Source organism: Hallella seregens ATCC 51272 (assembly GCF_000518545.1).
Lineage (GTDB): Bacteria > Bacteroidota > Bacteroidia > Bacteroidales > Bacteroidaceae > Prevotella > Prevotella seregens.
In genome coordinates this window covers 41,070-66,630 of sequence record NZ_JADU01000015.1, presented here as the reverse complement: position 1 = coordinate 66,630, position 25,561 = coordinate 41,070, and the positions used below count along the sequence as shown (strand labels likewise).

Below are 25,561 nucleotides of genomic sequence, written 5' to 3'. Positions count from 1 at the left end.
GTATAGATATGTGTAAGGAGGGATTGTTACTTCACCTTGATTTTCTTGCCGGTCCGAATGGTGTTCCCGCTGATGCCGTTGAGCTTGCGCAGCTTCTTCACGGTGGTGTGGTTGCGCTGGGCTATCTCGCTCAACGTGTCGCCGTTGCGCACGGTAACGCTTCTCGAACGCTCACGCCGCTGCCGCTTCGAGCTGCGGCTCTTGCGGGCTTGGGACGACGAACGCCGCCCGCCCGACTTCTTCACGCTGGCCCCATCGGCACTGTCCAGATCCTCGTCGGCCTCGTTTCCGCCTCGGGCAATGCGTGTCACCTGGTTCCGATTCACCACATAGCTGGCATCGTCGACCACTCGCACCTCCTTGCGCTTGGTGAGATACAGGTCGGAGTTGTAGGCGTAGACCGAGTCTTCGCGGTCGATAAAGTCGTTGATGAGCATAGCCGGCAGCCGCAGCGGCGAGGGCTTGGTGCTGCCGTTGACGAGGTTCCGGCGGTACTGCGGGTTCAAATCTTCCAGCTCCTCAACGTTGATGCCCGTCACATGGGCTATCTGTTCAAAGTGTGCATCCCGTGTAAGCATCACCGTATCGGTCTTGGCGGGCAGCGTGGTGTAGAGCGGACAGATGTTGTGTTCGCAGTAGAAGTTCATGATGTAGTTGGCGGCGATGAAAGCAGGGACGTATCCACGCGTCTCGCGCGGCAGTCGCGGATAGATCTTCCAATAGTCTTTCTCGCCCTTGGCACGGTGGATGGCATGGTTGATTTTGTCGGGCCCGCAGTTGTATGCGGCTATGACGAGATTCCAGTCACCGAAGATTTTATAGAGGTCGCTCAGGTAGTGGGCGGCGGCATACGAGGCCTTCACCAGGTCTTTGCGCTCGTCGACCAGCGAGTTCACCTCCAGCCCGTAGCGTTTGCCGGTGGTAATCATGAACTGCCACAGGCCTGTAGCCCCCGCGTGCGACACGGCCTGGGGGTTGAGAGCCGACTCGATGACGGGCAGATATTTCAGTTCCAGCGGCAGCCCGTAGGCTTCCAGCGCCTCCTCGAAGACGGGAATATAGAGGTTTTGAGCCCCCAGCATGTAGGCCACCGAGCGGCGCAGCTCGCCGCTGTAGCGGTCGATGAACTTCTGTACGATGTCGTTATAGGGCATTTCAATGACGGTAGGGAGCTGCCCCAAGCGTGCTTTGAACACGCCGGGCTCGTACACCGGGTTCACGTCGGGCATGTTGCAGTTCGAGTCGGGACGCAGGAAAGTCTTAGCATTGTAGAGGTTCATCAGGCTGTCGAGTTCCTGATTCATCGACTCGGGCAGGTCTATCTCTTCCTGTTCTCCATTGGCGCCGGTCACAGTGATGGTCTTCTCGTTGGTCTGGGCCTGTGCGGAGCACATGCCTCCGAGGAGCAAAAGTCCGGCTGTCAGTATATGTTTGTAATTCATAAATCTTGTTGTCGTTCTTGTTAAAAGGTCAGACTGCACTGTAGTCCGATGCCCGCGGCACGCATGGCGCCGCGTTCCGGTCCGCCGCCGATGAGGGCGGGGGCCACGTGCAGACTCAAGTCGGGCGAGACGTCAAACTCTGAAAGCGAGGCGTCCACATAGGCATCGATCACCGACAAGGCGTAGACACCCAGCATCACGAAGAAGCTCAGGTCGCGCCACCGACGGTAGCGGTCCTTGCGTTTGCGGAAGATTTCCTGCCAGCGCCCCATGTTTTCGGGCGTGATCTGATTGCCCAAATGCAGGAACTGATTGTAGCTTTGCGTCATCGGGTCGCTGTCCATGATGTCGAGATAAGCCTGGCTGTAGTCGCGGTACATCATGTTATTCCAGCGCATGGCATAGGCGCAGCCCACAAATCCACCGTAGATGATGGGCAGCTTCCAGTACTTGCGGTTGTATATCTGTCCGGCTCCGGGCAGCACCAGACCCAGCCACAGGGCCCGCTTGGGCGTGGGCCGCCACGTGGTCCAGTCGCGTTTGGCCCGCTTGCGGCTGCTGTCTGCGGGAGCCGCGGCAGCCGCATCGAGGCGCGTCAGGGCGGCCGCCATGCTGCGTGTGCTGTCGGCCCGGAGCGTGTCTCCCTCCGTCCCGGCGGGCGGGAGACGGTGCACACCGCCATCCTCCTGCCGGGCAGCGGCGGTGAGCGGGGCCGGCCACAGCGGGCCGGCCAGCAGGAGTGACGAAAGGACGGTCTTCAGGATGTTCACCTATTGTTGCTCCTTGAGTTTGTCGAACACGTTCATGATGCGTTCGAGGTCTTGTTCGTTGTTGAACGGAATGCTGATTTTCCCCTTGCCCTTGCTCGAGCATGAGAGCGTCACCTTGGTGTTGAGGAAGGTGGACAGGCGGTTTTTCAGCAGATTAAACTCCTCGGGCAGCGGGTTGCGGGCCATGATTTTCTTCTTGCCGCTCTCGATGTCCTCGCCGTTTTTCAGCTGCTGGGCCATCGCCTCCACCTTGCGCACCGACCACCCATTCTTCAGGATTTCGCGGAAGAGCTTCAGTTGCATCGACGGGCTGTCTATGGCCAACAGGGCCCGTGCATGGCCCATATCGATCTCTTTCTTCTGCAGGGACATCTGCACCTGGGCCGGCAACTTGAGCAGGCGCAGGTAGTTGGTGATGGCCGTGCGGCTCTTGCCCACGCGCTCCGACACTTTCTCCTGGGTCATACCCGACTGTTCGAGCAGGTGTTCGTAAGCCAGGGCGATTTCGATGGAGTTCAGATCCTCGCGCTGAATGTTCTCCACGAGGGCCATTTCCATCACGTTTTCGTCCTTGATGGTGCGTATATAGGCGGGCACGGTCTTCAGTCCGGCTATCTGCGAGGCGCGCCACCGCCGCTCGCCGGCGATGATTTGGAAGCGGTTTTCGGCCGTCTGCCGCAGCGTGATGGGCTGGATGATGCCTATTTCACGGATGCTGTTGGCCAGTTCCTGCAGGGCGTCCTCGTTGAAAAGACTGCGCGGCTGGTCGGCATTGGGCTCTATCTGGTCCACGGGAATCTCGTTGATGGTCGACGACCCCTGGGTGCGCACGGCCTCGGTCGAGATAAGAGCGTCGAGCCCGCGGCCCAGCGCGTTGTATTTCTTGTGTACTGCCATGATGGTTTTTCTCTTTTACCTTTATACGTTCTTGCCGATAATCTCCTTGGCCAACGCCAGATGGTTCTTGGCTCCAGTGGAATCTGCGTCGTAGAGAATCACGGGCAGGCCGTGGCTGGGACTCTCGGAGAGCTTCACGTTGCGCTGGATAACAGTCTTGAACACCAGTTCCTGGAAGTGCCGTTTCACCTCGTCGTAGATCTGATTGGCCAGTCTCAGGCGCGAATCATACATAGTCAGCAGGAATCCCTCTATCTCGAGCTTCGGGTTCAGCTTGCTCTTGATGATCTTAATCGTGTTCAGCAGTTTGCTGATGCCCTCGAGGGCGAAGTACTCGCACTGCACGGGGATGACGACAGAGTCGGCTGCCGTGAGCGAGTTCACGGTGATGAGGCCCAGCGAGGGCGAGCAGTCGATGAGGATATAGTCGTATTCACTCTTGAGCGGCTCGAGGATATTCTTGATCACTTTCTCCCTGGACTCCAGGTTAAGCATCTCTATTTCGGCCCCCACCAGGTCGATATGGCTGGGAATAATGTCCAGCCCCTCGATGTCGGTAGTGTAGATTGCATCGCGCACGTCGGCATGGTCGATGATACATTCGTAGAGCGAGCAGTCCACTTCACTGATGTCTACGCCCAGTCCGCTGGAGGCATTGGCCTGCGGGTCGGCGTCGACCACGAGCACAGTCTTCTCCAGAGTGGCCAGCGAGGCGGCCAGGTTGATGGTGGTCGTGGTTTTGCCCACGCCGCCTTTCTGATTCGCTAAAGCAATGATTTTCGCCATTTTTTATTCAGATTTTCTGGTTGGCCCGGCCTGGAAAGGCTGTCCTTTCCCGCTGTTTACGCGCTTGCCGGGCACGAATAAGTATTGAATGCAAAGATACATATTTATTGCGAGAAAGAAGATAATTAAAGGTTTTTTCGTATTTTTGCACCGCAAAATCAACATCATGAACAAAGAAAACAAACGTTCTCTCATCCTTATCTCCAACGATGACGGCTATCATGCCAACGGCATCAAGAAGCTGGTGGACATCGTGAAGCCACTGGCCGACGTGCTTGTCGTGGCTCCCGAGAGTGCCCGTTCGGGCTACTCGTGCGCTTTCTCGGCCACCGACTATCTGCGTCTCAAGCCGCGCCACAACATGGGCGACACCGAGGTGTGGTCGTGCAGCGGCACGCCGGTGGACTGTGTGAAGATAGCTCTCGACCAGTTTTGCCGCGACCGGCAGCCCGACCTGATACTCAGCGGCATCAACCACGGCGACAATTCCACTACGAATAATCATTACAGCGGCACGATGGGCGCGGCCAAGGAGGGCTGCATGAAGTATATTCCTTCCGTCGCTTTCTCGAGCTGCTACTACGACGAGAACGCCAACCTGGAGCCGCTGCGCCCCTACGTGGAGCGCATCGTGCGCAAGGTGCTGGCCGACGGACTGCCCAAGGGCGTCTGCCTGAACGTGAACTTCCCCGCCGCCGAGACGTTTCGCGGCATCCAAGTGTGCCGCATGACGATGGGGCGCTGGATGAAAGAAATCGTGAAAGAGCGCCACCCGCGCGGCTACGACTACTATTGGGTGGTGGGTTCCTACGTGAACGACGAGCCCGGCGTGGAGGGCACCGACCAGGAAGCCCTGCGCCAAGGCTACGTGGCCATTACGCCCACGCAGATCGACGTCACGGCCTACGCCTGCATGGACGAGCTGCGCGCCGCCCTCGGATAAGGGCCGGGGCGCAAGGACAAACGGTTAAAAGTCAAGCAAATGCGTTATTACCTGATAGTCGGCGAGGCCTCGGGCGACCTGCACGCCAGCCACCTGATGTGCCGTCTGCGCGTGCACGACGAGGCGGCCGAGTTCCGCTTCTTCGGCGGCGACCTCATGGCGGCCGTGGGAGGCACCCGTGTGAAGCACTACCGCGAGCTGGCCTACATGGGCTTTGTGCCGGTGCTGCTCCACCTGCGCACCATCTTTCGCAACATGGCCCTGTGCAAACGCGACATCGTGGACTGGCAGCCCGACGTAGTGATACTGGTGGACTATCCGGGCTTCAACCTCGACATCGCCAAGTTTCTGCGGGCCCACACCCACATTCCGGCCTACTATTACATCTCGCCCAAGATTTGGGCGTGGAAGGAATGGCGCATCAAGGCCATCCGTCGCGACGTGGCCGAGCTCTTCTCCATCCTGCCTTTCGAACTGCCTTTTTTTGAAGAGAAACATCATTACAAGATTCATTACGTGGGCAATCCCACGGCCGAGGAGGTGCGCGGCTTCCGCAACGGCTATCGCGAAACGCTTTCCGACTTCTGCCAACGCCACGGCCTCGACCCTGCACGGCCCATCATAGCCCTGCTGGCCGGTAGTCGGCGGCAGGAAATCAAGGACAATCTGCCCGCCATGATCGAGGCCGCCGCAGCCTGTTGCACCGGTCCCGACGGCTGCCAGATGGTGCTGGCTGGGGCCCCGTCCATCGACAACGCATACTATGAGCCGTTTGTCGGCGGCCACTCCGTGCGCCTGGTGAGCAACGAAACCTATGCGCTGCTCAGCCATGCCACGGCTGCTCTCGTGACGAGCGGCACGGCCACGCTGGAGACGGCACTGTTCGACGTGCCCCAGGTGGTGTGTTACGAGACCCCCGTGCCGCGGCTCATCCGCTTCGCTTTCGACCATGTCATCAAGGTGAAATACATCAGTCTCGTGAACCTCATCGCCGATGCCGAGGTGGTGCCCGAGCTGCTGGCCGACCGTTTCAGCGTGCGGTCCATCCGCGAGGAGCTGGCCCGCATCCTGCCCGGAGGGGCCGGCCGCGAGCCGATGCTCCGGGCCTACGGGGAGGTGCGACGCCGGCTGGGAGACCGTGTGGCCTCGGACGAGGCGGCCCGGCAGATGGTGGAACTGCTGCGGCAACGGGCCCGATGAGAAGAGGCAACAGGCTGACAATCAACGAAGAAGGCGTTTCCCGCAAATAGGGAAACGCCTTCTTGCATTTTGACAACGCCGTAATGGCCTGGCGATAACGCCGTAACGGCGGTGCGATTGCGCCGCAAAGGCGCGGCGATTACGGCGTGGCGGCGATGCGATTACGCCGTGATGGCGGGCCCATGAAGCCGCCAAGTGTGGCGCGCCGCACGGTGGCGGCCCGTCTGGCTCAGGCAAACTGCGTGAGCGTGTACAGGTAGACCACGGCCGCGGGAATGGCCATGAGCGAGGAATCAAAGCGGTCGAGCATGCCGCCGTGGCCGGGCAGGATGCTGCCGCTGTCCTTGACGCCGAGCGTGCGCTTGAATAAACTCTCCACCAAGTCGCCCCAGGTGCCGAAGAACACCACCACCAAGCCCAGCCCCATCCAGCCTACGATGCCCAGCGTGTGGGGCTCGGGGCCCTGCCCTGCCAGCCAGCCCGTCACGCCGGCTACGATGAGCACGAGGATGCCGCCGCCGATGCTGCCCTCCCACGACTTGCCCGGGGAGATGCGGGGAAAGAGCTTGTGGCGGCCCAGTAGCGAGCCGGAGCAGTAGGCGCCGGTGTCGTTGGCCCAGAGAAAGACGAAGACGCTCAGCGGCAGCAGGGTGTCGAAGTGCACGCCGCTGCCGTCGGGGGCCACCTCGAAAGCCAGAATGTTGATGAGCGAGAAAGGCAGGGCGATGTACATCTGCCCGAGCATGGTGTAGGCCCAGTCGTGCACGGCGTTCTTGTTGCCCGTATAGAGCTCGCTGACAAACAGGTAGATGACGGTGAGCACATAGGGCACCATCACGATGAAGTTGCTCACCAGGCCCGTGCGCCAGCCCGCCACGGCCACGAAGAGATAGACTCCGGCCACGGTGGAAATGAAGCGGTTGACCTGCACTTCGGGCACGCGGTCGTTCACCAGCCCCGTGTATTCCCACAGGGTAAGGCCGGTGATGAGGGCGAAGAGTGCCGTCATGGCCCGGGGATTGAGAAAACCTGCCACCATGATGGCGACGAACAAGATGCCGGTAATGGTTCTTACGACGAGATTTTTCTGCTTGGCTGTCATTGTGTTATACGTTTAAGGCCTCTCCCGGCTCCCCTCGGCGAGGGGGCGGGGAGAGGCTCTTGGCTTTACTGTTGTGTGGACGCCTCGTGCTCGGCCTGGGCTTGGCGCACGGATTCGGGCATGTCTTCCAGCCGCGGCTCCTCGGCCTTATCCTTGGCCTCTTCCAGGGCTTTGTTCTCGCGCAGCAGCTCTTCGGTGCGGCTCACCCAGGGGCGTTTGCCGAAGATTTGCTCCACATCCTCGGCGTAGATCACCTCTTTGGTGTAGAGCAGCTCGGCCAGCCGTCGGTGTCCCTCCTGGTGCTCGGTGAGGATTTGCTTGGCGCGGGCGTACTCTTCGTTGATGATTCGCAGCACCTCGTCGTCCATCACCTTGGCCGTGGTCTCGCTGTAGGGGCGTTGGAACTGGTATTCCTGGTTGTTGTAGTAGCAGATATTGGGCAGCTTGTCGCTCATGCCCGCATAGGCAACCATGCCGTAAGCGCTCTTCGTGGCGCGCTCCAGGTCGTTCATGGCGCCGGTGGAAATGCGGCCGATGAAGAGGTCTTCGGCGGCCCTGCCGCCCAGGATGGCGCACATTTCGTCGAGCATTTCGTCCTTGGTGGTGATGACGCGCTCCTCGGGCAGGTACCAGGCGGCGCCGAGAGCCTGGCCTCGGGGCACGATGGTGACCTTGACCAGCGGGTTGGCGTGCTGGCAGAACCAGCTGATGGTAGCGTGTCCGGCCTCGTGTATGGCGATGCTGCGCTTCTCCTCTGCGGTCATGACCTTGGTCTTTTTCTCCAGTCCGCCGATGATGCGGTCCACGGCATCGAGGAAGTCCTGCTTGGAAACGGACTTCTTGTCGTGGCGTGCGGCGATGAGGGCTGCTTCGTTGCACACGTTGGCTATGTCGGCGCCCGAGAAGCCCGGAGTCTGTCGCGACAGGTAGTCGATGTCGAGGCTCTCGTCGGTCTTCAGCGGTTTGAGGTGCACTTGGAAGATGGCTTTGCGCTCGGCCAGGTCGGGCAGGTCCACGTGAATCTGCCTGTCGAAGCGGCCGGCACGCAGCAGGGCTTGGTCGAGCATGTCGACCCGGTTGGTGGCTGCCAGCACGATGACGCCCGAATTGGTGCCGAATCCGTCCATCTCGGTGAGCAGGGCGTTGAGCGTGTTCTCGCGCTCGTCGTTGCCTCCCATGGCCGGATTTTTGGAGCGGGCGCGGCCCACGGCGTCTATTTCGTCGATGAAGATGATGCAGGGAGCCTTTTGCTTGGCCTGCGAGAACACGTCGCGCACGCGGCTCGCGCCCACGCCGACGAACATTTCAACGAAGTCGGAACCCGACATCGAGAAGAAAGGCACGCCGGCTTCGCCGGCCACAGCCTTGGCCAGCAGCGTCTTGCCCGTACCCGGGGGGCCGATGAGCAGGGCGCCGGTGGGTATCTTTCCGCCCAAGTCGGTGTACTTCTGCGGACTCTTCAAAAACTCCACAATCTCCTGTACTTCCTGCTTGGCGCCCTCCTGTCCGGCCACATCCTTGAACGTGACGCCCAGTTCGCCGGCCTTTTCGTAGAGCTTGGCCTTGCTCTTTCCCACGCTGAACACGCCGCCACCACCGGCTGCACCGCCCATGCGGCGGCCCCAAAACCAGAGCAGGGCAAAGAGAATGATGAGCGGGGAAAGGTTGATGAGCAGGGCCGTGAAGTCGTTGCCCTTCTCATTGTTGTAGCTGAAACTGGCCAGACGGCCCTTTTGCTGCGCCTCGGTGAGATAGCGTTCCAGCTCGTCCACCGAGCCGAACTGCACGCTCACATAGGGATTGCTGCCCACCTGCTGGGCCGACATGTGGAAGACATTGCGGATATATTTGGGCTTGACATACATGCGAAGCGTGTTGTCGGTCTTGTTCACGACGACGCGCTGCGCGTAGCCTTTTTCCACGTATTGCTTGAAATCGGTGTACTGGGCTTCCCGGCTTGCGCCCGAACCCTTGGCAAGTGACTCTCCGCCACCCGTAAAAAGCAGGGCGGCCAGGGCAATCGCGATGATGATGTAAATCCAGTTCATGTTGAATCGGGGCATCTTCGGCTGATTGTCGTTGTTGTTGGGGAATGGTCTTTTGTTGTTGTCCATCGTTGGAATGTTGTATGGTTACATCATCTTGCTGGCTATCAAACGATGTGCCAAAGGTCAGTCGATGTTCGGGATTTTAGTTAATTTAGCATCTTCCCACAGGTCTTCGAGGTTGTAGAAAGCGCGCACCTCGGGCTGAAAGATGTGCACCAGCACGTCCACAAAGTCGATGGCCACCCACTGATTGTTGCCCAATCCGTTCACCCCAACGGGCTTCTCACCCATCTGTTTGCGGCAAAAGTCGCCCACCGACTCGGCTATAGCCTCGACCTGCGAGGGCGAGTTGCCTTGGCAAATAACGAAATAACGGGCGATAGCACCGTCTATCGGGCTCAAGTCTACGACAACAATGTCCTGTCCTTTCTTTTCTTGAATTCCTTGGGTAATGGTCTCTACGAGCTTTGTTGATTCTGTCATGGATAATCGTGAATGAGGCATACCGCGGGCGATATGCCCGGTATGGTTTACTTTGTTTGCTGTACCTTATTAATGTATAACCGGTAATCGGTGGCAAAGGTACGCCGATTTTGTGGAAAAGGAGCACCTTTCGGCGTATTATTTGGAATTTTTAGGAAGTGTCTCCTGCCGTGCCCGGCGGTCAGGCAAACGGGTGAAAAAGGGGTCGTGACCCATTTTTCTTGCAAAAAAATGGGCCAAAGTTTTGGAGGTTCAGAAAAAAGCCGTACCTTTGCAACCGCAATACGAAAGCGATTGCAACAGACATTGGGATATGGTGTAATGGTAACACTACAGATTCTGGTCCTGTCATTCCAGGTTCGAGTCCTGGTATCCCAACGGTTTAAGAGATAGGCCCGCCATGGATGGCGGGCCTGTTTGCGTGATGGAAGGTGGGTGTCGGCCCGTGCATGAGCGGTTGGAGCCGTGCTGTGTGGGCGTCAGTGTCAGGCCCGTTCGTCGTTGGCAATGTCGAAGCCCTGCTTGATTCGGTCGCCGATGCCGATGCCGTCGCGTAGGTTTCCGGCGATGGTCAGCGTGGGAAACTGCTCGCGCAGCCGGGCCACGGCGGCCAGCCGGTCGTCGGTGGACAGCTCGTATTGCGGGATGGCACGCTCGTGACGGAAGACGCACACGCGGCTGGCCTCGGTGCCGGCCGGGTATTTCAGCATGTCGTGGAGCGTGCGGTTGGTCAGCTGTGTCAGTTCGTCGTCGGTCATGCGCAGCATGTCCGGGTGGCGTACACCGCCCAGAAAACAGGACATGACCGCCCCGCCCTCAGGGGCCCGCCCGTCGAAGCAGGCCGAAGGGAAGAGTATTCCCAACACCTGCTGCCGTTCGCACGAGGGCACCAGTCCGCCGAAAGCGGGCCAATCGACCCCGCCTGTCTGGCGCAGCCCCACTCCCAACTGCACCACGGGGGCGTAATAGAGATGGCTCAGACGGCCCATTGTCTCGCCGTCTACAAAGGGCAGCAGGTGGGGCAGGGCGTAGGCCCCGCAGGTGGTAACCACTCGCCGCGCCGTGAGTTCGCAGTGTTCGCCGTTGTGCTCATAGGTCACGCGCCAGCCTTCGGCCGTCGGTTTCACGACAATGTGGCGGGCCGACGTGATGATGCGGTCGCTGCCGATGGCTGTGGCAAGGGCTTCAGTGAGTGTGCCGAAGCCGCCTCGGGCCGAGAAAACTTTCTTCGTGGCCTTGCGGTCGCGCTCGGTTTTGGGCTGTCGCGCCTTGGCCAGGGCACCGCGAATGAACGATCCGTAGCACTGTTCCAGCCGGTAAAGCCGGGGCAGGGCCAGGCGCGTGGGCAGCCGGTAAGGGTCGCCCGCATAGACACCAGAGAGAAACGGGTCTACGGCATAGTCCACATACGACTTGCCCAACCGCCTTTCGGCCAGACTTCCCACCGACTCGTTCGGGTCGGTTCCCTTGTGTCGCCAGGGCTCTCCCAGGATGCGCAGCTTGTCGCTCCAGCTGAAAAGCGGCGTGGCCAGTGCGCCGGCCAGCGACGAGGGCAGTTCGTGGAAGCGGTCTCCTTTCCAGACAAGCCGCCGTTTGCTCGACTCGCGGGCCGTCTCCATACGGCAGTTCTGCCCCAATTGCTCGAAGAGTTCGGCCACCTCGGCATGTTTCACCACACCCGTGTTGGGCCCGCTCTCAAAGGTGAAACCGTCTACACGATGGGTGTTTATCTGGCCGCCCACCCGATTCTGACGCTCCAGCACAGCTACGTCCACGCCCTTGCGCCTCAGCTGGAAGGCGCAGGTCAGGCCGGTAATGCCGGCTCCTATCACGATGGTATCTCGTTTCATGAAAAGGGTTTCGGGTACTTTTTTGTTCGCATTGATGGCATTTCCCGATGAAATTCATCTTGTTTTTTGTAGGCAGCACCGCGCGGAGGTCTGCCCATTGGGCTTTGGAGCCGGTGCCGTGCCTGGGGCAAGAACGCATGGTTCGGGTGCAAAGGTAGTTGAAAGACAGGACTCTGGCTATCCTTGTTTATGATGATTTCCGGTCCTTTTTATGCAGATCCACATCCCTGTTTATGTCGATTCCTGTCCCTGTTTATGTCGATTCCTGTCCCTGCTGCCGCTCACGGTTCCTCTGATTTATGGCGTTCGGTGGCCGATGGCTGGAAGAAAAGCACTACCTTTGCGTGCGGAAACCCTTTTTCAAAATGGTATGCAACAGCTGTTCAAACGTTTTTGCGGGTGCCTGGCGGCCCTTGCGGTGATGGCTCCGGGCTGTCGGGCACAAACCGCCAGCCCCGAATGGAAGGCGGGCAGAGTGGTCACGGCCGAGGCGGTGAAGCGTGCCGGCGAGTCCCATTGGTTCTCGCAGGAGCCTTTGCCCGACGGTGTTTTTGCACGCATGAGGGGCTATTCGTACCCGGAAGACTGCTCCGTGGCGCGGTCGGAGCTGCGCTATCTGCGGGTGATCCACTATGATGTGGACGGCCGGGTGCGGATGGGAGAACTGGTGTGCAACCGGGCCATTGCCGACGACCTGCTGGCCATCTTCCACGAACTCTACCGGCAACGGTACCCCATTCACAGTCTGCGGCTTATCGACGACTTCGGGGCCGACGACGAACGGTCTATGCGAGCCAACAACTCCAGCTGTTTCTGCTATCGTGTGGTCAAGGGCGCGAAGCGGCTTTCGGCCCACGCCCGCGGCATGGCCGTAGACCTGAACACGCTCTACAACCCTTGTGTGCGCCAGCGCGGAGACCGTATCATCGTGCAGCCCGCCACGGCCCGGGCCTACTGCGACCGCTCGGCCACCTTTCCTTACAAGATAGATCGCCACGACCTGGCCTACCGGCTCTTCGTGCAGCACGGCTTCAAATGGGGTGGGGCATGGTGTACGGTGAAAGACTATCAGCACTTCGAGAAGTAACACCGCCCCCTCCGGCTGACTGTAAAAAGAGGATTTGGACAAACGGCTTGGGCTTGGCGCACTGCCGGAATACGCAAAAAGAGATGACTTACTGGATTAGAGCTTACAATCACAAGCAGTACCGCGTGGCCGATTTCATCCGTGACCATGGCTTCATCGACTGGGGCATGCGCCACCGCTATGCCTTGGGCGACCTGCTGTTTCTTTATGCCACGGCTCCCGAAAGCCGCCTCACGTTCATGATGGAGGTGGAGCAAGTGGACATGCGCTTTGAGGAAACGGTGGACGACGGCGCCTATTTTATTTCCCAAGCCTACTATGACGACTGGCTGGCCCGCCGTGAACAGTGCCGTTATGTACGCTACGGGCTACTCAAAGAACTGTCTTCACCCGCACTCACACTGGTGCAACTGCGTGCCCACGGACTGTCGGGGGCTCCGCGGTCGCCGCGTCGGCTCGGGCTGGAGACGGTGGACTATATCATGCAGCACCTGGGGGAGGGATGCTAAAAAACGCGTGTCCCTGCAAACAAAGCGTTTGCAGGGACACGTATGGATTACTTGACGAGCTTCAGGTCGTAGTTCAATTCCTTGGTGGCGGCCTCTTCCAGCTGGTCGTTCACCAGGCGCAGGGTAGAGTCGTTTACCACGAGGAAGTTGGTCGTGGGCTCGTTCTTACCCATCGGCAGCTTGTAGTAGGTGTTCTCCTTGCCGCCTACCGTGGCTTTCTGCTCTTCCAGTTTGCCGGTATAGGCATAGGTGTTCTCCACCTCGGTTTCCGACTTGAGGTAGCTCTCTGTGAGGCTGAAGCCCTGGGTGGAGTCGTTGGCCACGGCCAGACGATAGCGGATGCCGGCGCAGTCGGCGGCGGGCAGCACACCCTCGTAGACGATAGAGTCGGCGGTGGCTGTGGTGTCTGCCTGTGCGTCGGTAGTGTTGGAGGCTTTCTTGCCGTTGTTACATGCAGCCGTCAGAGCGGCGCAAGCGATGATTACAAATACTGTTTTTTTCATTTTTTGTTGTTTGTCAATGATAACTGTTCTTATTTAACTCGCCGCAACTCCGATTATTGCATGGCGAGACCACCTTTTTTTGAACCGCGGGGCCGGTTCCGGCGTATCCCTATTCCACAATCTTGATGCTCATGGCCTTGAGTTCTTGCCATCCGGTGGCATCGGTCAGGCGAATCATGAAGTGGTAGTCGCCGGCATCGATGTCGGCCGGAATCCGGATGTCCTGCCGGCCGGTGAAAGTCTTGGTGCCGGCCGGGATGCTGAAGTCCTGGTTGTAGACCCAAGCCTTGACGGGGGCTTTCTTGGCGTCGAGCGGGCAGTCGGTGGCCGATGTGCCGTGGGTATGGTGGTCGAAATTGTTGTGAATCTCGATGTTGTAACTGCCCAGGGCCTTGTTGTCCTGGAATACATACTGGAAAGGAATCACGTCGCCGCGCCTGTAGACCTGGCAGTCGATGGGATTGGCAGTGATTCCTGCGTCGGTGATGACGGGCTTTTCCATGTCTTTCTCCTCTTCGTTCTCGCCGCTGCAGGCAGCGAGCGAGAGCAAGGCGAGGAGAGAGAACACGGCTTTGTTGGCAACTCGAATCATGCGTGTGACGGATGAGCGTTACTTGGTGATGTTGAAACCCTTGAACTCTTCCGTGGTCGAGCGGCCGTCGGCATCCTCTACAGTGAAGTGCACATGGTACTTGCCGGCTGCACATTCGGCCGGAATGGTGATCTCCTTCTCGAAGTCAATGCTGCCCGTCTTGCCGTTAAAGTCGTCCACCTTGATGGGGTATTCCTTGTCGCCGTGGAACTCAATCTCGATGCCTTTCACGGCACTCTTGACCGTGAGCTTGGCCTTCACGGTGAACTTTCCGCCGGCCACGCCGCTGTTGGCCGACGCGCTGGGGCTCAGAATCTCCACCTTGGGGGCGTTAGCATCCACGGCTTTCAGCGTTACGTCGGTCTCGTAAGCTTTCTTGGCATTGTTGGCATCGGTCACCGTCAGCGTGAAGTGGTAGGTGCCGGCAGCCAGTCCGGCCGACAGCTCCAGGTGCTCGTGGAACTTGGTGTTGAGCACGCCCACGTACTTGCCGTCGGTATAAATCCGGTAGGCGCTACCCGTTCCGTTCTTCTGGATGAGGGACATCTCGATGGATTTAATCTTTGCTTCCGACTTGATGCCGCACTCCACGTGCAGGTCCTTGCCCACCATGGCCTCACGCGAGTTCTCTTTTCCCACCTCCACGTCGCTGAAAGTCACGTTGGCCACGGCCGTGGGCTTGTCGTCATCGTCGCAGGAAGTGAGCGACAGGGTGAAGAAACTCAGGAGTGCGAAAGCTCCAATCATCCATTTGTTTTTCATCGTTTTTTTCATGATTTTGTTTTTTTAGTGAGGCCGAGGCCTCTGGTTCGTAATTGAAATTTGATGTTATGTTAAAAGTTTAGTGTGGCCATCAGAGCCATGTTGCGCCCCGGTTCGGGCACGTCGATGAGCCGATAGTAGCTCGTGTGGTCGTAGTAGCGACGGTTGAGCAGGTTGTCGGCGTTGAGGCTGAGCCGTAGCGAGCGGTCCTCGCCCAAGGCAAAAGTCTTGCCCGCCGTGAGGTTCAGCGTGCAGTAGCCCGGCGTGGGCTTCTCGGGGGGCACTATCTGGTGTTGGGCCCCCACCACGTGCAGGTTGAGCGAGGCATAGCCCTCGCGACCCTCGCGGCGGCAGAAACGGTAGGTAGCGGTGGCGTCGGCCGACCACGGGGTGGAGAAAGGCAGGGTGAATCCTTTCTTTTCTCCCGACTGCTGCCGGGCGTAGAGGTACTCGCCCTTGGCCTCGGCCTCGAGGGCCGGAACAATGTGCCACGTGGCCTGCAGCTCGAAACCGTAGCGCAGCACGCGGCTCTGCGTGTAGTGATACATCTGCAGACCCTCGTAGTAGCCGGCTGTGGGGTTCATGTAGATGTAGTTGGGGAAATAATTCAGATAGGGATCCAGCTCCATGCTCACCGCCTGGTTGCTCCAGCTGATGCCGGCGTCCAGCTGATACGACACCTCGGGTCGCAGCTCGGTGTTGCCCTGCTCGTAGCGGAAGATGTGGTAGTTCACGCCGTCGGCTCCCAGCTCCTTGGGGATGGGTGTGCGGAAACTCTTGCCCGCATTGGCCTTGAGCACCCAGCCGCCATGGGCATAGTTCACGCCCGCCGACCACGTGAGGCTGCCGAACGAGCGGTTCACCTCGGCCGACCGCTCCTTGTACACCGAGTCCGTGGGCCCGGTGGGCGTGAGGTACCAGTCGCGGTAACTGTGGATGCGCGTGCGGGCACGGTCGTAGCGCAAGCCGGCATTCAGAATCAGATGGGGCGAGAGCGTGAGCCGGTCGAGCACGTAGGCGCCGGCCGATGCCGTCTCGAAGTCGGGGATGATGAAACCCCAGCCGCTGCGCCGGTTGTGCTGGTACTCGGTACAGAGACCCGCGTGCAGCTCGTTGCGCTCCGACTGCCGGAGGCACATGCCCAGGTTGGCCGTGAGCGTGTGCTTGTCGAACTGCCGTTCCAGCGTGCCCTCCGGGCGGGGCATGTAGCCGTGCGACACGGGCTCGCTGTATTCGCGGCGGCGGTTGTTCTGATAGGCCAGGTTGGCCTCGAGTGTCGTCCGTTCGAGCTGCCATACGGTGTGGCTGCCCACCTTCAAGTGGTTCACCTGCTGGCGGGGCAGGTCTATGTCGCGGGCGGAACGGTCGTAGTCGATGTCGGACAGACGCACCTCCAGCCCATGGGCATTGGCAAAGAAGCCGATCTTGGCAAAGGAGTCGGAGATCTTGAGCGACGTGCTCACGCGGCGGCCCACGTAGCCCAGTGTCACGCTGCCGTCGAGTTCGCGCCCCGCCGTGTTGCGCAGACGGCGGCGGTGCAGCCCGATGCGGTAGGAGTAGTACTCGATGCTGTCGGTCGGAACCTGGTAGTCGGCATAGCTGATGGCCGTCAGGTGGGTGCGCCAGTACAGCCGGTTGCTGCGCCCCTGCAGCCGCACCGACGTGCCCAGCGAGGCGTTGTTGGTGCGCGTAAAGAGCGAGGCGCTGCCCTGTAGCGGGGCTGTGGGCACGTAGTTGCCGTACAGGCTGAGCACGCCGCCAATGGCATCCGAGCCATAAAGCAGGGCTCCGGGGCCCTTGATGACCTCGATGCGGTCGATGGCAAACTGGTCTACTTCCAGCCCGTGGTCGTCGCCCCATTGCTGTCCTTCGTGCTTGATGCCGTCCTCGGCCACCACCATGCGGTTGAAGCCCAGACCGCGAATGGCGGGCTTGGACTGGCCCGAGCCGATGCTCATGGCCTTGATGCCGGGGATTCCGCTGAGCGTTTGCATCAGGCTGCCCGCGAAATGGGTCGACAGATAACCGCGGTCTACCAGTATGCGGTTGACCGAAGACTGCATCTGGAACTCTTTCTTCTGGTTGCCATACACCATGATTTCTTGCAGTGTGGTGGCGGAGTCTGTGCGGGCGGAGTCGGCCGGCGTGAGCGTGCCGACCGGCAGCCCCGCCGGCATTGCCGGCTCATGAGCCCACAAAGCAGCAGGTGACAGCAGAACCCAGGCCCATAGAAACTTGTTCATAGCCTAATTCCTTGTCTGATTGTTGTCTGAAAGCGTAGTGTTGTGTGGTTGCCATGCCGCTCGGCGTGCGGCATGTGGAGGGTGCCGGCAATCTATTGCCGCACACCGGTGCCGGACACGTGAGGACATGGCTACCCCCTATGGTTGTGGCCATAAGGTGTAACCCGCTGAAAAGCAGGGGTTAGAACAAATAGGGAGGAGCCCTAAGACTGGCCGTGGCGAGCTTCTTCGAGACGTAGCTCGTCTGGAAGAAGACGGTCAGCGTAAAGACCACTGTGGCAACGATGACGCCCAAGGTGATGAACTCTGCCTTGTCGAAACTGAGAAAGGCAAAGTGGCAGATGGCGCAGTTGTCGCTGTGGTGGCCGTCGGCTTTGCCGGTGCCGGCCTCGGTATTGGGGTGAATCTGGCAAACATGCACCGCCTTGGCTACGATTGGCAGCATAAAGAGCAGCAACAGCAGCCAGGCAACGAACGTGCGTTTGGTGTTATGTTTGTTGATTCCCATAGGAAAATGTATGCACTTGCAAAAGTACAACCTTTCCTTATATAAACGAAAAAAACGTGCGAAAATTAACCTTTGTTGAGAATGCGGCACCGTATTTGCCCCGCGTTTGCGGTGTTGCCGCGTGGCGTTTACACCGTATTCGCCCCGCGTTTGCGGCGTATTCGCATGGCGTTTATGGCGTATTCGCCCTGCGTCTGCGGCCTTATGCTCCGGCCTCTATGCCGTGCAGTCATTATGTCGGGGGGATGGACGGGGCAGGAGGGCCGGGTCGCGGAGTCTGTATGAGCGGGAGCCGGGGGTGCCGGGAATAGGGCAAAAACAAAGCGGAAACCCTTGTTTCAAGGATTTCCGCTTGGGGTGGAGGGTGGGACTCGAACCCACGACATTCAGAACCACAATCTGACGCTCTAACCAACTGAACTACATCCACCGTGTTGGCTGCTTTCTGGAAGCGGGTGCAAAGGTAAGGGATTTATCTGGTACGGCCAAATAAATCCCTCTCTTTTTTCAATAAATCTTTTATTTGGCAGGTGCAGCCGGTGCCACGGGGGCCTTCTGGGCGTCTGTGGCGGGAGCCTGGGCGGCACCCTGACTGCCTGAACCCTGTGCGGGAGCAGTCTGCTGGCCGGCCTGGAAGCCCTGCGTGTTGGTCGGATTGGTGGCCTGCGACTCGGTGGCGCTCTGCTCGAGCACGCTCTGGTCGGCCGAAGCCTGTGGAGCGGTATGGGCGCAAATGATACTGAACACCACCATGGCGGCAGCCAAGCCCCAAGTGGCTTTCTCTACAAAGTCCGTGGTCTTGCGTACGCCCATAATAGCGTTGGAGGAGGAGAAGTTGCTGGCAAGGCCGCCTCCCTTGGACTCTTGGATGAGTACAATGCCGATCATCAACAGTGACACCACGACGATGAGAGCTACAAAAAATGTGTACATAATACTTTACTTATTGTTTTTGTTGTTTAATATCAGCTTTTCCAAGAAGCGAATCTGGTCTGCAAAGTAAGCATTTTTTTTCGGATAATTCAAATTTAAGCGTTGAATTATTTCGAGTGCTTTGCCATATCGTCCTTGTTTGATGTAAATGCGGGCCAGTGTTTCCGTGAAATAGCCCTCGTTTCCCTCCCTTTCTTCCTCGGGTTCGGCCGGCAAAAGGTCGGGCATGTATTCGGGCTCTTCCTTGAGTTTTATCTTTCCACCCTCATTGTTTATGAAATTATCTATCAAACTCTGGCCTTTCAGCAGAGGGGCGGATGGCGCTTGCAGCTCCTTTTCCTCGCTGGTCTCCAGCAGATAGGAAACGTAGTCCACTGCTGCATCGGCGGGTGTGGGCTTGCGGTGGGTCTTCTGCTGTTCCTGCTTCTCCTCCTCGGGGATGGAGTCCAGAAAGTGGTCTATGAGGGAGATGGTGCGGTCGGCGCCGGCCGTCTTGGCGGCGGTGGCCGGTGGGGTGGAGCCTTGGGGCCGGTCTATCTTGAGCCGGTAGTGGGCGGCCTCCACCAGGTTGAAGATGACTTTGCGGTCGGTGATGTAGATGGCGGCACGGCGCAGCTCCTCGTCGAATGTGGGATCGTGGAGCAGATAGAGGTTCTGGAGCAGCAGTAGCCGGGCAGTCTGGTAGTATGGGTACAGGGCCAGCAGGCTGCGTAGCTCGTAGAGCGTCTCGCTGTCCAGCTGTTCGGGATGCTTGATGAGGTTGGCTATGTCCATGTCGTTACCAGTTGGCCACGGTGGCGTTGAATATTTGGTCGGTCAGGTCCTTGCACATTTGGGTGACGAGTTCTTCCTGAACGCTGTTCAGGCTTCTGGTCGTCTCGTAGGTTTGCGTGGCTGTGAACGAGCGTTCAAAGTCTTCGCTGTGGTTGGTATTGTTGGTGAACCGCACGTTGACCGTCATCGAGAGTTCGGTCTGTGCCGAGTAGCCCTCGCTCGAAACCGACTTGTTGCGCTGCGAATACTGCGTGATTTCGCCGTCGACCACAAGGTCGCCGTTGCGCTTCACCTGCTGCAAGTGGGTGTGGTTGGCGTATGTATCTTTCAGCTGGTTGTTGAAAAGCGGGCCCATTGGCCCCCAAACGTAGCTGCTGCGAATGGGAAAATCGGCAATCTGGATGGTCTTGGTCTTGGTGTAGTCGATGCTGGCCCCGTTGAAACCATAGTTCACCTTGCATGCCGTCAGCAGGGTGAAGACGCACAGGCAAACGCCCGCTGCCCGCAGCAGCAACCCGCCGTCGACCCGGCAAATGGCGGGCAGGCGGCGGCCGTTGGGCAATGGATTATTTCTTGTCGAGCCCATATTGTCTGATTCTTCTGTAAAGGGTGCGGTCGGAAATGCCCAGTTCCTGGGCGGCCTTTTTGCGGTTGCCGTCGTTGCGTTCCAAGGCTTTCTCCACCATTTGGCGGCCCAGGTCGCTTAGGTTGAGGCTTTCGGGCTCGGCCTTGATTTCCTCGGCTTCGGCTTCTTCGGCCGATGCCGGTGCATAGCTTTCAAGGGTGGCGTGGTCGGTGCGGAGGGCCGGCATCGGTGCCTGTGCGGTGTTGATGAACTTGCTGTGCTGGAAAGTCGCGGCTTCGTTCAGGGCATAGGCTTCGTCGAGTTGCTTGCGCAGGCTTGTCATGTCGCGGCGCAGGTCGGAGACATTGCCCCGTAGCTCGTAGAGAATCTTGTAGAGAATCTCCCGCTCGCTCTCGTAGGAGTGCTGCCCGCCCTGGCTGATGGGGGCCAGCTGGGTGCTGTCGGGGTTGTCGGGAATGTACTTGCTGAGTTGGGCGGCATCAAGTTCACGGGCCTCGCTGAGCACCGACATCTGCTCGGTAATGTTCTTGAGCTGTCGTACGTTGCCCGGCCATTTATAGCGGAGCAGCAGCGATTTGGCATCCTCGGTGAGGGCAATCTTGGGCAAATGGTACTTCTCGGCCATCTGCATGGCGAAGAGGCGGAAGAGCAGCACGATGTCGTTGCCGCGGTCGCGCAGGGGCGGCATTTGGATGGGGATGGTGTTGAGCCGGTAGTAGAGGTCCTCGCGGAAACGGCCTTCGGAGATGGCTTTGCGCATGTTCACGTTGGTGGCGGCCACGATGCGCACGTTGGTCTTGCGGATTTCCTGCCCGCCTACCCGGATGTACTCGCCCGTCTCCAGCACGCGCAACAGGCGCGCCTGGGTGGCAATGGGCAGTTCACCCACCTCGTCGAGGAAGATGGTGCCCTTGTTGGCCACGCCAAAATAGCCATCGCTCTCGCCGATGGCGCCGGTGTAGGCTCCTTTCTCGTGGCCGAAAAGCTCGCTGTCGATGGTGCCTTCGGGGATGGAACCGCAGTTGATGGCAAAGTAACGCTCGCGGCGGCGCGGCGAGTTGTCGTGGATGACGCGCGGAATAATCTCCTTGCCCACGCCACTCTCGCCCACAATGAGGACGCTCAAGTCGGTCGATGCCACCTGCAGGGCCACGTCCAGCGCATGGTTGAGCCCATCGCTGTTGCCGACGATGTTGTAGCGTTGCTTTATCTTTTGCAGTTCGGATGTATTCATTTGCCTGTAATCAATGCGTGACAAAATTACGCAATTAAATCGACATACCTGCAAAAATGGCAGAAAAAGATGGCGTTTACGGGCTGCTTTACGAGTTTTTGCGCACCATCTTAATCATGAGAAGACCGATACCTGTCCACACCAGTTCGCGGATGCGCACGATGAGCGCCACGAAAATGCCGGCGCTTGCACTGATGCCCAGGCCGGCCGTGGACATGAGGAAGCCGCCCTCGCGACCGCCCAGCTGAAGCGGGATGAAGAACAGCAGGTTGGCAAAAAGTGAGGTGAAAGCCAGGATGAGGATGCAGTTTACATAGTTCACGTCGGGCATGAGCACCAGCAAAATGAAGAAAATCTCAAGGGCAGAACAGATACGGCATGAGAACTCCAGCAGTACGGCGCCTATAAAGTTATAGGGATTCTGACTGTGGAGGGCGGCAATCTGGCGGTCGATGGTGTCGAGCTGGCTGCGATGTTTGTCCACGAAAGGACGGGCCCATTTCTTGATAAGGGGGAGGTGCCGCAGCAGACTCATCACGCGGTTGGCCAGTCCCTTGCGGTAGCCCACGGTGAAAAACCAGATGCCCAACAGGCAGAACGCAAGGATGGCACCCATGAGCGAGCCCATCCATAGGCCCACATGCTGGGTGAAAAGAAAGAGCAAGACGGAGAAAAGCCAGAACCAGAAGTGGCTGAAGATGTGGGTCATGGCATAGAGAATCACCGACGAAGAGGCTCGCTCGGTGCCTATCTTGGGGGCCAGTTCCATGATGCGGTAGGGCTCGCCGCCCATCAGTCCGCCCGGGGTGGCATAGTTGAGGGCAAAACCCGATACGCTTACCTTGTAAAGCCAGGCAAAGGGAATGCGCTTCGGGGCGGGTGCGTCGGCCGATGGCTGGCTGCATACGCCCTTGATGATGAGGTACCAGGCGGCGGTGTTGAACAAGTAGAGAAAGGCCCATAAGGCGACAACGGCGAAAAACCAATAGCCTGCATGCCGCAGCCCCTGCCACACTTGGGTGAAGTCGAGCTGGGTAATCATGATGACGAGCACCAGCAGCCCGAAGACAAAGAACCCGTTCTGATATTTCTTGTTCATGGTGATGGTCGGAGGATGGATCGTGGCCGGAACCTACTTCTGACGCTCCTTGATGGCATTTTCGTGCTTCTTGGGGATGGAGAAGCGCACTTTCTCGCTCTCGTCGCGGCGTTCATGGTAGAGCTTGGGCAGCGGATTGGCCAGGGGTGCGTCATAGTAGGCGCGGTTGCGGAAACCGTCGATGGCTTGATAGATAGCGCGGCGGAGTGCCGTGGGGTCGGCCGTGCCCTGCCCGGCAATGTCGTAGCATGGTCCCATGTCGGGGGCGGTACTCACAAGCGGCAACCCACCCAAGTAATGGATGTTGCCCTCGGGAGCCATGGCTTTGAACGGCGCGATACCTTGGTCGTGGTACATGGCCAGAATGCCGTCAAAGGCCGTGAACTCGCCGTTACCGAAGAAACTTGCGGCCTGGTAGGGGCCAAAGGCATTGACTCCGGCATCGGATAGCTTCTGCACGGCGGGGATAATGGCCTCGCTCTCTTCCTTGCCGGGACGATCGTCGCAGTCGTTAGGGTTGAGGGCCAGGATGGCAATGCGTGGGCTGGAGATGCGCATGTCGCGGCGAAGCGTAGCAAAAAATATGGCCACTTTCTCGATGACGCGCTCCAAAGTGATGGCTGCGGGCACGTCTTTCAGGGCAATGTTGTCAGTGACCAGGGCCACGCGCAGGTTCTCATTGGTCAGTATGTCAAGGCCTTTTTTGCCCTCGCCAATGCTCGTCTCGATGTATTTGTCACTGCTGGGCAGTGTGTAGCCCTCAAGGCTGAGGTGGGACTGGTCGACGGGACAAGTGACAAGCACGTCGAAGAGCCCGTCCTTGTAGTCGGTGATGGCCTTGTCGAGTGCCTTGACGGCGGCGTGTCCCGACTCATCCGTAGGCGTGCCCAAATCCACTTTGATGTCTTCGTCGAACACGGTCAGCAGGTTCACGCGGTCTTCCTGCGCCTCGCGGGCATCGGCAATGATTCTGAAGTTCCCCTCAATGTTGAGTGCCTTGCGGTGATAGGCGGCTATCTTGGGCGAGCCGTAGACGATGGGAGTACAGAGCTCCAGCATTTCGGGCTCGGCAAAAGTCTTGAAAATCAACTCATAGCCTATGCCATTTGTGTCTCCGTGGGTGATGGCCACGCGTATCTTGCGGTTGTTGTCCATTGCTTAATATTTTAAAGTATATAGTGCGGCTTCAAGTTGCCGCAGTTTGTTTCGCTTCTTGGTGCCCGGGGCATAGACGAATGCTTCGACCGTGATGTCGCCTACGGTGTGACTCACGAAAGGGCCGCCCATGTCGTCGCCCGCCATCTCCCATAGGCCGCGGTGTACCACAACTGACCGCCCCTTGTGGGTTGCCGTGTACCGGCGGACAGTTCCCGACACGGTCTGCATGGCCATGCGGTCGGTCTCGCCCTTGATGTTGGCACCCATAATACTGTCCCGTTGGGCTGTGTAGGCTTGTAGGGTGTGGCAGCGACGGGCCCGGTAGACCACGATGTTCAGCGGTTCGGAGGCAGTGTTGTTGCTCATCCAGAGGAAGCTGCGCCCCCTCTTGCTGGCGGTCATGTCGGCTGGTATCCACATGGTTGCGCCGAATTGCCGTTGCAGCTGCTTCTCCATCTGTACGTTGCGATGGTGTTGCAGTCGGGCGATAGCCGCTTGAAGCTCGGTGCGATTCAGCAGTCGGCGCAAGGCCGTTCCTTGGCTTTGCATGCCGGTCTGGAGGGCAGCGGCCGAGGGAGCACCGACATGCACTACAAGCTGCGGGGTGGCATGTACATTCCGTTCGTAGCGGATGCGGGTCACGGTATAGAGCTGCGGATCAATGTGCACCATCACGATGTTGCGCGCCAAAGCCAAGGCGGCTGTGAAATGGGCACTGTCCACGTTGGATACATCGAACTCGGGCTCGCTCTGTGGTAGACAGTCCACATCGGTACTCAGTGCGCGTGTCACGGCCTTCTGGCGGTCGCCCACCACCAACACCTCGTAGGCCCGTCCGCCCGATTTGGGCAGAAGTCCCTCGTGCCCGGTGCAAGCCACCAGCATAAGGAGGATGACGGCACATAGCAGACCGTGGGCCGGGTGGGGGAAGAAGCGTTGGCGAACCATGGGCGACGGTGTCAGGCTTGCTCCTTGCGGTCTTTGTCCACCTGTGCCGAGGTGCTCAGCAGACCGCAGGCGGCATAGATGTCCTGGCCTCGGCTGGCCCGGATGGTGGTAAAAATGCCGTGGGCCGTGAGATAATCACGCATGACTTCCATCTGCTTTTCACTGGCCCCGTGCAGGTCTACATGGGGAATTGGATGAAAGCGGATGAGGTTGACACGACAGTGCAGCCCCTTGAGCAGTTGTACGATTTGGCGGGCGTGGGTCATGGAATCGTTCACGCCGCCAAAGACAATGTACTCGAACGAGAGTCGTCGCTGGTGTGCAAAGTCGTAGTTGCGCAGCAGTTCCACGAGCTGCTCCACGGGCATACTCCTCTCTGCGGGCATCAGTTCGGCCCGTTGCTCGGGGATGGGGGAGTGCAGACTGACGGCCACATGGCACTCGCTCTCCTCAAGAAATCGTTTGAGCTTGTCTTTGAGGCCCACACTGCTCACCGTGATGCGCCTAGGACTCCAGGCGTATGCGTATTCGGCCGTGAGTATCTCAGTGGAGCGCAACACGTTGTCCAGGTTGTCCATGGGCTCTCCTTGCCCCATGAAGACAATGTTGGTGAGCTTGTCGCGCTCGGGCAGACTGTACACCTGGTTGAGAATGTCGGCGGTCGAGAGGTAGCCCTCGAAGCCCTGTTTGCCTGTCTGACAGAAGAGGCAGTTCATCTTGCAGCCCACCTCGCACGACACGCAGAGCGTGGCGCGATCGTCTTCAGGGATGTAAACCGTCTCAACAAACTTGGTGGAAAGCGCGCCGGAGTCGGCCGATGTAGTGCGCACGGGGAAGAGGTATTTGATGGTGCCGTCCTTGGAATACTGGGCATCGATGGGGTTGGCACAGCCTATTTCGTACTTCTCGGACAGTCGCTCGCGGTTGGCTTTGGAGATGTTGGTCATCTCGTCAATGGAACGCACGTGCCGCGTGTAAATCCATTGAGCCAGCTGTCCGCCTGTAAAAGCGGGCATGCCGAGCTCCTTGGCTACGCCTTTGAGCTCGGCCAGCGTCATGCCGAGAAGTGTTTTCTTGTTCATAATGCAAAGATACAAACTTTTT

The 25,561-nt window shown here is 58.9% G+C and carries 25 protein-coding genes and 2 tRNA genes; 5 read left to right on the top strand and 22 right to left on the bottom strand.

Annotation, left to right across the window (positions count from 1 at the left end):
* Positions 1-26: 26 nt before the first annotated feature.
* From L888_RS0106140 to L888_RS0106125, 4 genes are read right to left on the bottom strand one after another with little or no spacing between them, the layout of a single operon-like run.
* Entirely contained in the window at positions 27-1,442 is a 1,416-nt protein-coding gene (locus L888_RS0106140; RefSeq protein ID WP_027952244.1) for a lytic transglycosylase domain-containing protein, read from the bottom strand.
* A gap of 20 nt (positions 1,443-1,462) precedes the next feature.
* Positions 1,463-2,212 (bottom strand): DUF5683 domain-containing protein, encoded by a 750-nt coding sequence (locus tag L888_RS0106135; protein WP_005844541.1) that lies wholly within the window; start codon positions 2,210-2,212, stop codon positions 1,463-1,465.
* Positions 2,213-3,109 carry a ParB/RepB/Spo0J family partition protein gene (locus L888_RS0106130; protein ID WP_027952243.1) on the bottom strand — a complete coding sequence of 299 codons (897 nt, stop codon included), beginning with the start codon at positions 3,107-3,109 and terminating at the stop codon, positions 2,213-2,215. It lies immediately after the preceding gene.
* 21 nt (positions 3,110-3,130) lie between these two features.
* The gene (locus L888_RS0106125; RefSeq protein ID WP_005844536.1) at positions 3,131-3,895 is read right to left on the bottom strand and encodes a ParA family protein; all 765 of its coding nucleotides are present in this window, start codon (positions 3,893-3,895) and stop codon (positions 3,131-3,133) included.
* A 166-nt stretch (positions 3,896-4,061) separates the two neighbouring features.
* On the opposite strand from L888_RS0106125, the gene surE reads away from it, so the two are divergent.
* Both surE and lpxB read left to right on the top strand, forming a co-directional pair.
* Positions 4,062-4,838: a 5'/3'-nucleotidase SurE gene (surE, locus tag L888_RS0106120; RefSeq protein ID WP_245594832.1), complete on the top strand. Its 777-nt coding sequence runs from the start codon at positions 4,062-4,064 to the stop codon at positions 4,836-4,838.
* A 39-nt stretch (positions 4,839-4,877) separates the two neighbouring features.
* Complete coding sequence (lpxB, locus tag L888_RS0106115) at positions 4,878-6,038, top strand: lipid-A-disaccharide synthase (RefSeq protein ID WP_005844532.1); 1,161 nt, start codon at positions 4,878-4,880, stop codon at positions 6,036-6,038.
* A gap of 229 nt (positions 6,039-6,267) precedes the next feature.
* Here the strand turns inward: lpxB and L888_RS0106110 are convergent, their stop codons facing one another.
* From L888_RS0106110 to rsfS, 3 genes are all read right to left on the bottom strand, one after another.
* Positions 6,268-7,140: a phosphatidate cytidylyltransferase gene (locus tag L888_RS0106110; protein ID WP_027952241.1), complete on the bottom strand. Its 873-nt coding sequence runs from the start codon at positions 7,138-7,140 to the stop codon at positions 6,268-6,270.
* Positions 7,141-7,205: 65 nt separating this feature from the next.
* Complete coding sequence (ftsH, locus tag L888_RS0106105) at positions 7,206-9,254, bottom strand: ATP-dependent zinc metalloprotease FtsH (RefSeq protein WP_005844528.1); 2,049 nt, start codon at positions 9,252-9,254, stop codon at positions 7,206-7,208.
* Positions 9,255-9,311: 57 nt separating this feature from the next.
* Positions 9,312-9,671, bottom strand: coding sequence for a ribosome silencing factor (gene rsfS / locus L888_RS0106100; protein WP_005844526.1), 360 nt, complete (start codon positions 9,669-9,671; stop codon positions 9,312-9,314).
* 307 nt (positions 9,672-9,978) lie between these two features.
* On the opposite strand from rsfS, the gene L888_RS0106095 reads away from it, so the two are divergent.
* Positions 9,979-10,049, top strand: a tRNA-Gln gene (locus tag L888_RS0106095).
* Between the two features lie 107 nt (positions 10,050-10,156).
* Here the strand turns inward: L888_RS0106095 and hemG are convergent.
* Entirely contained in the window at positions 10,157-11,521 is a 1,365-nt protein-coding gene (gene hemG / locus L888_RS0106090; RefSeq protein ID WP_027952240.1) for a protoporphyrinogen oxidase, read from the bottom strand.
* Between the two features lie 370 nt (positions 11,522-11,891).
* Between hemG and L888_RS0106085 the strand changes: the two genes are divergently transcribed.
* Together L888_RS0106085 and L888_RS0106080 are read left to right on the top strand one after the other, a co-directional pair.
* Positions 11,892-12,608 (top strand): M15 family metallopeptidase, encoded by a 717-nt coding sequence (locus L888_RS0106085; RefSeq protein WP_245594831.1) that lies wholly within the window; start codon positions 11,892-11,894, stop codon positions 12,606-12,608.
* Between the two features lie 83 nt (positions 12,609-12,691).
* Positions 12,692-13,117 (top strand): hypothetical protein, encoded by a 426-nt coding sequence (locus L888_RS0106080; protein ID WP_027952238.1) that lies wholly within the window; start codon positions 12,692-12,694, stop codon positions 13,115-13,117.
* 47 nt (positions 13,118-13,164) lie between these two features.
* Here the strand turns inward: L888_RS0106080 and L888_RS0106075 are convergent, their stop codons facing one another.
* From L888_RS0106075 to rlmN, 14 genes are all read right to left on the bottom strand, one after another.
* On the bottom strand, positions 13,165-13,620 hold the full coding sequence (locus L888_RS0106075; protein ID WP_027952237.1) for a copper resistance protein NlpE N-terminal domain-containing protein: 456 nt from the start codon (positions 13,618-13,620) through the stop codon (positions 13,165-13,167).
* Positions 13,621-13,729: 109 nt separating this feature from the next.
* A complete protein-coding gene (locus L888_RS0106070) occupies positions 13,730-14,212 on the bottom strand; it encodes a DUF4625 domain-containing protein (protein ID WP_005844517.1) in 483 nt (160 codons plus the stop codon).
* Between the two features lie 18 nt (positions 14,213-14,230).
* A complete protein-coding gene (locus L888_RS0106065) occupies positions 14,231-14,974 on the bottom strand; it encodes a DUF4625 domain-containing protein (protein WP_027952235.1) in 744 nt (247 codons plus the stop codon).
* A 71-nt stretch (positions 14,975-15,045) separates the two neighbouring features.
* On the bottom strand, positions 15,046-17,217 hold the full coding sequence (locus L888_RS0106060) for a TonB-dependent receptor (protein ID WP_027952234.1): 2,172 nt from the start codon (positions 17,215-17,217) through the stop codon (positions 15,046-15,048).
* A gap of 181 nt (positions 17,218-17,398) precedes the next feature.
* Entirely contained in the window at positions 17,399-17,725 is a 327-nt protein-coding gene (locus tag L888_RS0106055; protein ID WP_005844509.1) for a hypothetical protein, read from the bottom strand.
* A 353-nt stretch (positions 17,726-18,078) separates the two neighbouring features.
* Positions 18,079-18,155, bottom strand: a tRNA-His gene (locus tag L888_RS0106050).
* 89 nt (positions 18,156-18,244) lie between these two features.
* A complete protein-coding gene (gene secG / locus L888_RS0106045; RefSeq protein WP_005844507.1) occupies positions 18,245-18,658 on the bottom strand; it encodes a preprotein translocase subunit SecG in 414 nt (137 codons plus the stop codon).
* Between the two features lie 6 nt (positions 18,659-18,664).
* Positions 18,665-19,432, bottom strand: a complete 768-nt coding sequence (locus L888_RS0106040; RefSeq protein WP_027952233.1) for a hypothetical protein — start codon at positions 19,430-19,432, stop codon at positions 18,665-18,667.
* Between the two features lie 4 nt (positions 19,433-19,436).
* Positions 19,437-20,018: an LptE family protein gene (locus tag L888_RS0106035; protein ID WP_005844504.1), complete on the bottom strand. Its 582-nt coding sequence runs from the start codon at positions 20,016-20,018 to the stop codon at positions 19,437-19,439.
* A complete protein-coding gene (locus tag L888_RS0106030) occupies positions 19,999-21,252 on the bottom strand; it encodes a sigma-54 interaction domain-containing protein (protein WP_027952232.1) in 1,254 nt (417 codons plus the stop codon). Before L888_RS0106030 ends, L888_RS0106035 begins: the two co-directional genes overlap by 20 nt.
* Before the next feature lie 88 nt (positions 21,253-21,340).
* Positions 21,341-22,351 carry a lysylphosphatidylglycerol synthase transmembrane domain-containing protein gene (locus L888_RS0106025; RefSeq protein ID WP_027952231.1) on the bottom strand — a complete coding sequence of 337 codons (1,011 nt, stop codon included), beginning with the start codon at positions 22,349-22,351 and terminating at the stop codon, positions 21,341-21,343.
* A gap of 33 nt (positions 22,352-22,384) precedes the next feature.
* Positions 22,385-23,506 (bottom strand): PdxA family dehydrogenase, encoded by a 1,122-nt coding sequence (locus L888_RS0106020; protein ID WP_027952230.1) that lies wholly within the window; start codon positions 23,504-23,506, stop codon positions 22,385-22,387.
* Positions 23,507-23,509: 3 nt separating this feature from the next.
* Positions 23,510-24,457, bottom strand: coding sequence for a DUF4837 family protein (locus L888_RS0106015; RefSeq protein ID WP_027952229.1), 948 nt, complete (start codon positions 24,455-24,457; stop codon positions 23,510-23,512).
* An 11-nt stretch (positions 24,458-24,468) separates the two neighbouring features.
* Positions 24,469-25,539 (bottom strand): 23S rRNA (adenine(2503)-C(2))-methyltransferase RlmN, encoded by a 1,071-nt coding sequence (gene rlmN / locus L888_RS0106010; protein ID WP_027952228.1) that lies wholly within the window; start codon positions 25,537-25,539, stop codon positions 24,469-24,471.
* Positions 25,540-25,561 lie beyond the last annotated feature (22 nt).